The organism is Arthrobacter sp. Y3223164, from assembly GCF_059091005.1.
Map to the genome: position 1 here is coordinate 1 of NZ_JBNHGF010000735.1, position 718 is coordinate 718.

Annotated in this window: 1 protein-coding gene; it reads left to right on the forward strand. The window is 73.5% G+C overall.

All coding sequences use genetic code 11. The annotated features are described in order from the left end of the window. Nucleotides 1–718: glycosyltransferase (locus AC5RUJ_RS17690; protein WP_494156438.1), on the forward strand; the 718-nt coding region annotated here is incomplete at both ends.

Genomic DNA, 718 nt, shown 5'->3' on the forward strand with positions numbered 1-718 from the left:
CCGCCGGTGCCGTGTGGCAGGCCCGGCGGGCGGCCGCCATCCTGCGGTCGGACCTGCTGCACGTGCACTCCGGGTCGCGGATCGGCGTGGTGCGGTCCCGCCCGGTCAAGCCCTTCGTGCTGCATTTCCACGGCACGGACATCCGCAGCCAGTACTACGAGCCCGCCCGCCGGCCCGCGCTGCAGTGGGGCGCCGACCATGCGGTGAAGGTGCTGTACTCCACCCCCGACCTGCGCGAACACGCGGAAACGGCCCGCCCCGACGCCGTGTACCTGCCGAACCCGGTCGACCTGGAGGAACTGCCCGAGTGGCGGCCGGCCGAGCGGCCGCGGATCGTTTTCGCTTCCCGCTGGGACGACTCCAAGGGCGGCCGGCGGCAGCTGGAGCTGGTGCGTGCCCTGCAGATTGCCGCCGGCAGCCAGGTGGAACTGCAGGGGCTGGAGTGGGGCGGCGGCGCATCCCGGGCGGCGGAGCTCGGCGTCGTGATGGTGCCGAAGATGCCCAAGCCCGGGTACCTGCGCTGGCTCGCGTCGGCGCACGTGGTGATCGGCCAGAGTGCCGGCATCCTGGCCATGAGCGAGCTGCAGGCCATCGGCATCGGGGTTCCCGTGGTGATGCAGTTGGGGGAGGGGTACTACCGGTCGCCTCCCGTGCTGCAGGGGGAGTCGGCCGACGCGCTCGCGGCTGCGGCCGCGGCGGCGCTGGAGAACCCGTCCCG